Source organism: Blautia sp. HCN-20427 (genome assembly GCF_037890365.1).
GTDB lineage: Bacteria > Bacillota > Clostridia > Lachnospirales > Lachnospiraceae > Blautia.
Window position 1 is genome coordinate 147305 of record NZ_JBBKBX010000006.1, and the last position, 11202, is coordinate 158506.

Below are 11202 nucleotides of genomic sequence, written 5' to 3' on the forward strand. Positions count from 1 at the left end.
CAAGATATATAATGGCACAAATGCTTTTTGCTGTCAATGGAGCAGGCCATATTTCAGACTTTTTCTATCCAGTATTTACCTGATTTTGATTTCTGATACTTTTCTGATTTTGGAATTTTTAAGAATTTTTGAATTTTAAAAGAAATGAAAAAATTGCTTGACACTTGTGACAAAATCCAGTAGAATTAATGACTGTAAGCAGTGCTGAAATAGCTCAGTTGGTAGAGCACTTCACTCGTAATGAAGGGGTCGAGGGTTCAAGTCCCTTTTTCAGCTTAGCGGAAAAGATAGCTGAAATCCAGTATTTATGCAGGGTTTCAGCTATCTTTGTATTTACATCATTTATTTTTATTCAGCTGTTTTATGATTTGGTTCACATATGTACTTAAACCGGCAACGAGAACGCCTTGCGTAACTGCGGTAAATACTGCCAATGCAATTTTCTGGCTGCTATTGCATTGGCATGTAGCGAAAATATAAACCGCACTGATTATAATTCCCATCCCCCAAGCAATAATGGAATGTACTTATCCTTTACTGTCTGGGCTTGTTTTAACCACATGCCAATGAAATAAAGAACAATTGCTATCACCAGAAGTTCGGGTTTTACATAATCCATAATCTGATTCACACCTATGCCTCCATGACTGCGCCTGCTTTTTATTTATTTTATGCGAATGGTTTGGTTTAAAATGTCTTTTTAATTTGACTTTTCACACCCTTTGGGGCCTGCTGCATATACTAAACCAATGAAAAAATCCGAGGTTTTCCTATGTATTTACCTCCCCTGAAAACAGCACAGACCCAGCAGACCGATGAAGGCAAGCTTCGCCTCTATGTAATATCCGCTCTGAAAAATCAGCCTGTCGAGGATGCTACCGTTACCATTTCCTACTCCGGAGAGCCGGATTCCGTCATTGAAGAAGTAAAAACAGATGCAAGCGGCATGATTCCGGAAATCACGCTGCCCGCACCCCCTCTGGAATACAGTATGGCTCCCTCCGAATACCAGCCCTATGCGGAATATACCTTTCGCATTTCCAGAGAAGGATTTGAAGATTTGGACATATCCGGCGCGGAAATCCTGCCGGATGCCACGGCCATTCAAAGAGCCGTCATGAATCCTTCTACGCCTCAAAATACCTTTGAAGACATTGTCATTCCTGCGCATACACTCTACGGGGAATACCCGCCCAAAATCCCGGAAGACGAAATCAAACCTATGGATACCTCCGGCGAAATCGTCTTAAACCGGGTAGTCATTCCTGAATATGTGGTAGTTCATGATGGAGTCCCTACCAATCCCTCCGCCAAAGATTATTATGTGCGCTACCGGGATTATATCAAGAATGTGGCCAGCAGTGAAATCTACGCCACTTGGCCGGCGGATACTATCCGAGCCAATGTTCTGGCTATTATGTCTTTTACACTAAATCGCGTGTATACAGAGTGGTACCGGAACAAAGGCTACGATTTCACCATCACTTCTTCCACTGCCTTTGACCACAAATGGATGTACGGGCGCAATATTTTTGAAAGCATTTCCCAAATCGTAGACGAACTTTTCGACAACTATCTGTCTCGCCCTGGCGTACGGCAGCCCATTCTCACCCAATACTGTGACGGAGAACGGGTCCAATGTCCAAATTGGATGACACAGTGGGGGTCGAAGTATTTGGGTGACCAGGGCTACTCTGCTATTGAAATTCTTCGCAATTTTTATGGAGATAATATGTATATCAACAGCGCAGAAGAAATTTCCGGTATTCCTGCTTCATGGCCAGGAAATCCCCTGGACATCGGTTCCTCCGGACCTAAAGTGCGACAGATACAGGAACAGCTGAATGTCATTGCCAATTCCTATCCTGCACTTCCTAAGATAACAGCAGATGGAATCTATGGAGAAGCTACCCAGAATGCAATCCGGGAATTCCAAAAAGTATTTGGTCTCCCTGTAACCGGTGTGGTGGATTACTCTACCTGGTATGAAATTCAGGAAATTTACGTAGGCGTCACCAGAATTGCCGAATTAGTTTAAAAAACAGACCGCTCAGGCATACCACTTTTTATTGACATTCTGTGGCAGCCTCGCGGTCTTTCCTTTCTGTTTTATCTTACTTCCAGTAATTCGGAAACTGATTTCTCAATACTTTTGTGCAGACCTCTTCCCCCTCCTGAGCAAGTTTCTCTTCATCCACACCGGTTAAATGTCCGTCTGCATATACAATTTTTCCATTCACTATGGTCATCCACACCGGCCCTGTTACACCGACTCTTGCAAGAAGGTTTTTCGGATCATGTACTGCTCCTGTAAATTCCAGACTACGTGTATCAACCAAAAACATGTCTGCTCCTTTTTCCGGTTCCAGAGAACCAAGATCCATTCTTCCAAGTGTTTTTGCACCATTGATGGTTGCTACTTTTAACATGTCATAAGCAGAAACACTTCCTCCTCTTTCTTTTGTATGATATGCCTGCATCAGATACGCCATACGCAGTGCATCCAACTCATTTGAACTGTCATTCGTAGCAGAACCATCACACCCAAGACTAACAAGAACTCCCATTTCCTGAAGTTTTTTGATATCCAGAATAGGGAAACCACCAAGAACTGCAGGTGCCGGACAATGGGAGATTCCTGTTCCTGTTTTCGCAATTTTTTCGTATTCTGCCTGCGTTAATTCCCATGCATGTGCATAAAAAACATCATCTCCAATAAATCCAATTTTCTCACACCAATCCAATGTACGCATCCCATAACGTTCCCGGATTCCTTCACTTTCTCCTTCTCCAAGATGTGTATGCAAACGGACACCTTTATCTCTTGCCAGTTTTACAGATTCTACAAACGTATCTCTATAACAGTTGATCGGCTGACATGGAGACACTACGATCTGACTCATAGAATATGGAGATGCATCATGATATTGATCGATCAATCGCTCACAATCCCGAATAAACTCATCTGTCGTTTCCACCATAGCTGCCGGAATAGAACTTCCCTCTTCTCTCGGCAGTGTGTTTCCTCCACGCCCTGCATGATAACGGATTCCCAACTGGGCTGCTGCTTCCATCTGACGATCAACCGGTCTTTTTCCGGTTGTTGTTGTATAACAATACTGATGATCAAATGCTGTAGTACATCCGTGTTTTAACAGGTCAGCCATGGCAGTCAAAGAAGAATAATAAATAATCTGATCATCAATGTTCTGGAAAATGCGATAAATTTTATCAATCCAATCCATAACTGTCAGATGTGGATAATCAATGGTAATCAGATTTCTTACAAAGGTCTGAAAAAAATGATGATGCGTATTTACCATTCCGGGATATACAAATTTCCCTGTTCCATCAATCACCTCTGCATCCTCTGCCGGAAGATTCTTTCCGATTGCAGAGATTTTTGCTCCATCAATCAATAAATCCGAATCATAAAACACGTCATCTTTTGCATTACATGTTACAATTGCTTTTGCATTTTTTATTAAAATTTTACTCATGTCTTTACCTCCAAACTTTAAAATATCTTATCTGGAACCACGGATATACGGTTTGCCTAATTTCTCAGGCTGGTTACTTTTTCCAATAGAAAGTAACAATGTCAGCAACGTTATCACGTACGGAAGCATTGCAAGTGCCTGAGTAGGAAGCGGAACTCCCATGGCCTGTAAGCGAATCTGAAGTGCATTGGCACCGCCAAACACGAAAGCTGCACCCATAGCCCCAAGCGGTGTATATCTTCCAAGAATTACCGCAGCAAGTGCAATATATCCTCGTCCGGAAATCATATTCTCTGAAAACTTACCAAGCTGTACCAGTACCAAAACTGCACCTCCGATACCGCCCAATACACCGTTTACCACAATCGCAGCCCACTGATGTCCATATACAGAGATACCTGCTGCATCCGCAGACTGAGGATTTTCACCAATAGAGGAAAACGCAAGCCCGGATGAGGTTTTCCTATAAAATACAGATGCAAGAATCACAAGAACAAACACAAGATAGGTCATAATATCCTGATTGAAAAATGCATCTCCAATGAGAGGAATTCTACTGAGTACAGGGATTCTAATACGTTTCAGTGTTTCGATCTGCTGATAAGATTCTCCCGCAGACATCAACTTATATCCAAAACTGGTAACACCCAACATAAAAATATTAAGGGCAATGCCGCTGACGGACTGATCCTGAAACAGCTTAATACATAAAAATCCATGAATCACGCTGACAAGACATCCCCCCAGCATACCGCAGAGAAATCCCACCAACAGACTATTACTGTAAAACGCCCCTGCAAAAGAACCGAATGCACCGCCCAACATAACGCCTTCCAGCCCTATGTTCAAAATTCCTGTTTTTTCCAGAAACACTTCTCCAAGGGCAGCATAGATAAGCGGAACTGCCATTCGTACGGCTGCTGCCAAAAATGCAGTAAAAAACGTAAGTGTAAAAATTTGTTCCAGCATCCTTATACCTCCTTGTTTTTTCTCTTTAATAGTGATAGATGGAACGCCTTTCTTCCCAGGATAAGGAGTACCACAAATCCGATCAAAATGCTGACAAGTGCAGACGGAACGCCAAGTTGTCTCTGCATAGAATTTGCTCCGACCTGCATTGCTGCAAATGCTAACGCAGCAGCAAGCACACCCCATGGACGATTTCCAGCAATCAAAGCAATCAAAACTGCTGTATAACCACACTCGGAAGAGATTCCTTCTATCAGTTTTTTCTGCACGGCAATAACTTCAATCACACCTGCAATTCCGGCAAGTCCACCGCTTAAAAAGGCAGACAGTACAATGTTTTTCATCACCGAAATTCCATTGCAGGCAGCACCATGCCTATTCATACCCACCACTTTCATTTCATAACCGAACTTTGTTTTTTCCATAAGAATCCAGATGAATACTACTGCTGCAACAGCAATAAAAATTCCTCCATGCAGGGTAGTCGGAGGCATCAAATAGGAAAACGTAGCTTCTCTGTCAATTCTCGCAGATTGAGGAACCGATCCCGCCGGATCCATTAAGAATGTACGAACCGCAATCCCCAGAAGATTGATGGCAATATAATTTAACATGATTGTTACAATAATTTCTGAGATACCAAATTTTGACTTCATGATTGCTGCAATCAGTGCCCAAATTCCTCCACAGAGAAATCCAGCTACAATAGAAAGCACGATGCGAAGACTCCCGGGAACCTGTGTAAAAGTCAAGGAAACCATAGCCGCAGCAATAGCACCAATATAAAACTGTCCTTCCGCACCAATATTGAAAAAACCGGTACGAAATGCCACTGCACATCCGAGACCCGTCAGAATCAATGGGGTCGCTTTTACAAAAATCTCACAAAAACCATTGAGATTACCAAACACACCGCCCAAAAACATAGTATAAGCTTCCAGAGGATTCGCACCACAGAGTAAAATCAAAATGGTTCCCATTAGGATGGCTAACAGCACGATCCAGACAATATCCAGATATTTTTTTCTACTTCCCATTATTTCATTTCCTCCTTCGTAATACCGCCCATCAGAAGTCCTAACTGTTCCATTTCAATTTCTTCTTTTTTCTGAACACCTACGATTTTTCCACCAAACATAACTGCCACTCTGTCAGAAAGCTGCATGATTTCTTCTAGATCTGCTGAAATCAGGATTACACTTTTCCCTTCATTTCTTTGATCCATCCAGACCTGACGAACAAACTGTGTTGCACCAATATCTAATCCTCTCGTAGGCTGATTTGCGATAATTAATTTGGAATGCTCCGTAATTTCCCTGGCAAGTATTACTTTCTGCTGATTTCCACCCGACATGAATTTTACAGGAGTCTCTCCCTCCTGATTCCCTGATGTTTTAATGTGATACTTCTCAATTGCTTTTTCTGCATTTTCTTTAATAGCTTTTTTCTGAAAAATACCATTCTTTAAAAACGGCTTTTTATCATACTGCCGCAAAATCAGATTTTCTTCTACATTCATATCCAACACCAGTCCATCTCTATGTCGGTCGTCTGAAATATAAGAAATTCCTTTTTCAAATCGCTCCTTAATCTTCCAGGAAGCAATCTCTTCTCCCATGTAGCAGATTTCCCCTTTAGAAATCTTTCGGATACCGGCAATCACTTCTGCCAGCTCCTTTTGTCCATTTCCGTCTACTCCGGCAATCCCCAAGATTTCCCCTTTGTAAACTTCCAGATTGATCTGATCCAGAACCGGTTTTTTATGTCCTTTTTTTACAGTAATATCTTTTAGCTGTAATGCTATTTCTTTCTTCTCTGTTTCTTTTACTTCAAAGTTATAATCCAACTGTCTTCCAATCATATAATTGGACAATTCTGTGGGATTGGTGTCTTTTGTTACAAGATCTTTTATTTTCTTTCCGTCCCTTAAAATGGTTACACGATCACTGATACTCATAATCTCACTCATACGATGGGTAATAATGATCACGGCATATCCTTCTGCCTTCAATTTTCTAAGCACGGAAAAAAATTTCTCTGTTTCTTTTGGCGTAAGAACACCCGTTGGTTCATCCAAAATTAATAATTCTACATTTCTGTATAATGCTTTTAAAATCTCTACTCTCTGCTGCTGCCCAACAGAAAGATCACTAATCCTTGCATCCGGATCCACTTGCAGACCATATCGTTCTGCCAGATCTTCCAGGCTTTTTTTTGCACTTTTACGATCCAGAAAAAACCCTTGCTTTTCCAATCCCAAAATCACATTGTCAAGAACTGTCATCTTATTCACAAGAGAAAAATGCTGGTGTACCATTCCGATTCCTTCTGCAATCGCATCTTTAGGAGAATGGAAATGCACTTGTTTGCCTTTCCAAAAAATTTCTCCTTCATCTGCAGAATAAATCCCGAACAAAATATTCATCAATGTCGTTTTCCCAGCACCATTCTCTCCAAGCAATGCATGAATTTCGCCTTTTACCACAGACAGATCGATTTTTTCATTGGCATAGGCGCCGGAAAATTTCTTTCCGATATGCTTCATCTCTAATATATTCATCATATTGAAGGCTCCTTTAAAACAGGCAGGTCCAATAAAATCCAGCTCCTATTGTCCTGCCTGCATGATTTCTATATAATTCTATTCCTGATTACTTTCCTGCTCTGTCTTTTGTGTCACATGGAACCTTGAAGCTTCCATCTTTAATTTCGGCTTCTTTTGCATCTACCATTTCTTTTACCTCTGCCGGAATCTTGTCTTCCATAGCTTTGTTATAAACTAATTCTACAATGCCTTCCGCCATTCCAAGTTCCTTAACTTCTCCCTTGAAGTTCCCCTCTTTAATATCTGTAACAGCTGTTTTGATTAGCTCCGGAACATGATATACTGCAGAAGAAAGAACTGCATTTTCAGCAAGAGCACTCTGGTCATAAGAATCACCTGTAGCAAATAATCCGGCATCCTGTGCTGCATTCAATGCTCCTGTACCTGATTCATTTGCACAATGTCCGATGACATCTGCACCACCGTCAATCATGGCCTGTGCTGCTTCTTTTGCCAATGCGGTATCTGTAAAAGAACCGGTCCAAGCTGTCTGGTATTTTATGTCTGGATTTACTTCTTTTGCACCATCTTCATATCCGTTCATGATTTTTACAAGAGACGCTCCCTGTACTGGTCCAATAAATCCAATATTTCCTGTCTGTGACATTCCTGCTGCCAGCATACCCTGAAGGTATCCCGTTTCTTCACATTTCATAACATAGGATGCAACATTTTCTGCAGCTGCATCTGATTCAATGCAGATAAATTTTGTATCCGGATACAATTCTCCTACTTCTAAGGCCGGATCACCAAACTGGAAACCATGTCCAATCACTACATCGTAGTCATTAGATGCATATTCTGTAAATGCAGAAGTCATATCTGCTGCCTGTACATTTTCTGTATAAGCAATTTCACATCCCAGTTCTTCTTCCACCAGTTTCAGACCTTCGTATGCTGACTGGCACCATCCCATATCATTGACTGCACCGGTAACACAAAGGGCTACCTTCAGTGTATCATCTTTTGCTTCTGTTTTTTTCTCTTCCGCTTTGTTGCCACATCCGGCCAAAGTTCCTGTTGCTAAAGCTCCACATAACATTGCAGCTAAAAGTTTCTTCATATTTTCTTCTCCTTCACTACATCGTAATCGTCATTTCTCATTCATTATAATGAACATATATTATTTTGTCAATTACATTTTGTTTTTCATGACAAATCTTTTTTTCTGTGTTATCATAGAGAACAAAAGAAGAAGCAAAGGGGAACACTATGTCAAAACTGAATCTTGCCAGAATTGGCTTTTTATTGAAAAGCAGAAGAATTGAACTAAATCTTTCTATCCGGGAGCTTTCCGTAAAATCTGGGGTTGCCGCTGGAACTATTAGTCAGATTGAAACCGGGAAAACATCTCCAAACCTTGTGAGCGTCTATTCTTTATGCGAATCCCTAAACTTCCCTATCTCAGCTCTTTTTATTCAAGATGACAGCGATCGGGTAAAACTTGTACGAAAAAATGAACGCACCTCTTTTGTAAGAAATACCAGCAATCAGGAAACCATCCTTGAATCTCTTATTACAAAAGGTGATAGCCGAATGTGGGGAGGTATCATTGATATGCCTGCTGGAACAGACTCCGGAGACTATTATTATCACGGAGGAGAAGAATTTGTTTTTGTCTTGGAAGGCAGTATCACTTTTTATCTGGAACAGGTTGGCAGCTATGTATTAGAAGTTGGTGATACCCTGTACTATCCCAATGAGATCGGACATCGATGGAAAAATCACACAAAGAGCTCTGCTAAATTTTTGATCGTATCCACCTCTGAATTCCGTCAGGAAATCGATGAGCTTGCAGACAAGACACTTAATTAGACCAGATACGGATAAACATTGCGATTTTTTACATGTTAAAAGCCCCATAAACCAGATTTTGTTGCTCTGGATTATGGAGCTTGCTTTTCTTTTACATATCTCCTCTTAAAATCACACGGATTCTTTTATAAAGCAGTAATACAATAACAGAAACAAGAACACCTTTCAAAAGATTAAAAGGACCAACGGCAAGAACAGCAAACATAAACAAACTGTCAATCGCTCCGTTAATCTTAGTTCCCATTTCTACAAAAGCCTGTACCGGCATTCCAAACGCTGCTCCATATGCTGGAAGCAATATAAAGGCATTAAGCACACATGCAAAAACTGTCATCAGCACGGTTCCCGTCGTCATACCGATTACTGCATTTTTCCTTGTTTTTTTTCTTCTGTAAAGGAAGGAAGCAGGAAGAAGGAAAGCACATCCAACTATGAAATTCGCCACCTCGCCGACCCCTGCTGTAATGGTTCCGTTTAATACAAAGTTCAGCAAAACTTTTACTGCTTCAATGGCAATTCCAGCTACAGGGCCCATAGCAAATGCACCAATCAGAACCGGAACCTCGCTGAAATCCAATTCATAGAAAGGCGGTGCCAGAAACGGAAGCGGAAACTCAAACAGCATCAAAACTGTTGAAATTGCTCCCAGCATTGCCACCTGGACAATCGTCCTTACTTTGCTTCTGCTTTTTTGTGCTGCATCCATTTTTCTTAATACCTGTTCACTCATGTTCGTTCTCTCCTTTTGATATCTTGATATAAAAGGAAATCCTTTCGTTTTGAATGTAGACCCTGCAATGTCCCTGTGATGGAAAATGCAACCTCCCATCAAACAAAAAGCCCTGAGCAAAATACTCAGGGCTAATATCCGTTTTTGATTTTCCATAGATACACATGAAAAATCATCTTGGAACAATCACGAATCTTTCTTCTCTCATCCAGACTATACTGTCGGTTTTGGAATCTCACCAAATCAACGCATCTGCGCTCGCGGACTATACCGCCGGTGGGGAATCACGCCCCGCCCCGAAGAATTTTCTTTTATTTGCTTTTATTATATGCCACAACGGCAGTTTTTTCAAGAAATTTCTTATAATCTCCTAAAATCGTTAAACATCACAAATACCATCAGCATCATCAGGAGGACAAAACCTGCAAAATGAATCATACCCTCCACATTGGGATTCAACCGTTTCTTTCTCACAGACTCAATGAGCAAGAATACAAGCCTGCCTCCGTCAAGAGCAGGTATGGGAAGAAGATTCATAACACCCAGGTTCGCTGAAAGCAGGATTGCCCAGTACAGCATCTGCATCCACACCATCATGGCACCCTCACTTTTTGCTTCCTCATAAGAATCTCCGATGACATCGATGATTCCCACCGGACCGGAAAGATCATTGACCGAAAACTGCCCTTTTATGAGCATCATTAGACTCTCTACGGTTGTAGAAACCCAGTACCGCACTTCCACTGCACTGTATTTCATAACACCCAGAAAATTTGTCTTTTCCCGGTAAATATTGTAGATAAATCCAGAATCTACATGTTTGGTCATCTGTGGGATTGCAGAGATTGTCTCCACTTTTCCGTCTCTTTCAATCCCAAGAGTAATCTCTGTTCCATCCAGCGGATGCTCCTGCAAATATGCCTGAATCTCCTGGCTGTCTGCAACTGCAGTTCCATTGATCTCCCTGATAATATCTCCTGGCATTACGCCGGCTTTTGTCATAGCACTGTTTAACATGACCTGGGTAATCTCTGGTATTCCTTCGGACAAATAAGTAAAACCAAGCATATATCTGCTTTCACTATTTGCCTGGAACTGAATATCGTGCTTCTTCCCATCTCTTTCATAGGTCAAAGAAATTTCTTCGTCTTTCAGTCCATGTAACGTCATATAAGAATCCAGGTCACGGCCTATGGAAATATGCCTTCCCTGAAATTCTTTGATGATATCTCCTTCTTTCAGTCCTGCCTGGGCTGCCGGAGATCCTTCTGTCACCTGCAGCACTCTTGCCGGATCATATCCTACCACGCTGGTAATGATCATGGCAAACACAAAGGCTAGGATAAAGTTAAAAATAGGTCCTGCTGCAACTACTGATATTCTTGCCCATACAGATGCATTATTGAAAGACCCTTCGCTGTCATCATCCTCATCTTCTCCTACCATCATACAGGAGCCTCCGATAGGAAAAAGTTTCAAAGAGTATCTGGTTCCTCCTTTTTCTGTAGAAAGAAGCCTCGGCCCCATTCCCAGGGAGAACTCTGTGACTGCGATACCGTTTCTCTTTGCCAAGAGAAAATGCC

9 protein-coding genes, 1 tRNA gene, 1 pseudogene and 1 riboswitch are annotated in these 11202 nt (G+C 41.5%); of the genes and pseudogenes, 3 read left to right on the forward strand and 8 right to left on the reverse strand.

Translation table 11 applies throughout. From position 1 onward, the window contains the following. Positions 1–203: 203 nt before the first annotated feature. Positions 204–276 (forward strand) — tRNA-Thr (locus tag WKT17_RS05705). Positions 277–338: 62 nt separating this feature from the next. On the opposite strand, the pseudogene WKT17_RS05710 reads toward WKT17_RS05705, so the two are convergent. Next, positions 339–619 (reverse strand): annotated as a pseudogene (locus WKT17_RS05710) (phage holin family protein). Between the two features lie 153 nt (positions 620–772). On the opposite strand from WKT17_RS05710, the gene WKT17_RS05715 reads away from it, so the two are divergent. Beyond that, positions 773–2038, forward strand: coding sequence for a peptidoglycan-binding domain-containing protein (locus tag WKT17_RS05715; protein ID WP_298060895.1), 1266 nt, complete (start codon positions 773–775; stop codon positions 2036–2038). Positions 2039–2114: 76 nt separating this feature from the next. On the opposite strand, the gene WKT17_RS05720 is transcribed toward WKT17_RS05715, so the two are convergent. The 5 genes from WKT17_RS05720 to WKT17_RS05740 all read right to left on the reverse strand — a co-directional run bounded on the left by WKT17_RS05720 (position 2115) and on the right by WKT17_RS05740 (position 8137). Further along, on the reverse strand, positions 2115–3500 hold the full coding sequence (locus tag WKT17_RS05720; RefSeq protein ID WP_173749909.1) for an amidohydrolase: 1386 nt from the start codon (positions 3498–3500) through the stop codon (positions 2115–2117). Positions 3501–3527: 27 nt separating this feature from the next. Continuing rightward, on the reverse strand, positions 3528–4469 hold the full coding sequence (locus WKT17_RS05725; RefSeq protein ID WP_173749908.1) for an ABC transporter permease: 942 nt from the start codon (positions 4467–4469) through the stop codon (positions 3528–3530). 2 nt (positions 4470–4471) lie between these two features. Then, positions 4472–5506, reverse strand: coding sequence for an ABC transporter permease (locus WKT17_RS05730; RefSeq protein ID WP_173749907.1), 1035 nt, complete (start codon positions 5504–5506; stop codon positions 4472–4474). Further along, on the reverse strand, positions 5506–7029 hold the full coding sequence (locus WKT17_RS05735; protein ID WP_291683724.1) for an ABC transporter ATP-binding protein: 1524 nt from the start codon (positions 7027–7029) through the stop codon (positions 5506–5508). Before WKT17_RS05735 ends, WKT17_RS05730 begins: the two co-directional genes overlap by 1 nt. Positions 7030–7120: 91 nt before the next feature. Further along, on the reverse strand, positions 7121–8137 hold the full coding sequence (locus WKT17_RS05740) for a BMP family lipoprotein (protein WP_173749906.1): 1017 nt from the start codon (positions 8135–8137) through the stop codon (positions 7121–7123). A gap of 149 nt (positions 8138–8286) precedes the next feature. On the opposite strand from WKT17_RS05740, the gene WKT17_RS05745 reads away from it, so the two are divergent. Beyond that, the gene (locus WKT17_RS05745; protein ID WP_173749905.1) at positions 8287–8889 is read left to right on the forward strand and encodes a helix-turn-helix domain-containing protein; all 603 of its coding nucleotides are present in this window, start codon (positions 8287–8289) and stop codon (positions 8887–8889) included. A 91-nt stretch (positions 8890–8980) separates the two neighbouring features. Here the strand turns inward: WKT17_RS05745 and WKT17_RS05750 are convergent, their stop codons facing one another. Continuing rightward, positions 8981–9619 (reverse strand): ECF transporter S component, encoded by a 639-nt coding sequence (locus tag WKT17_RS05750; protein ID WP_173749904.1) that lies wholly within the window; start codon positions 9617–9619, stop codon positions 8981–8983. Positions 9620–9811: 192 nt separating this feature from the next. Further along, positions 9812–9927: riboswitch (FMN riboswitch) on the reverse strand. Between the two features lie 52 nt (positions 9928–9979). Further along, positions 9980–11202 (reverse strand): RIP metalloprotease RseP (gene rseP, locus WKT17_RS05755; protein ID WP_340271896.1); only part of this gene is annotated, 1223 nt, incomplete at its 5' end.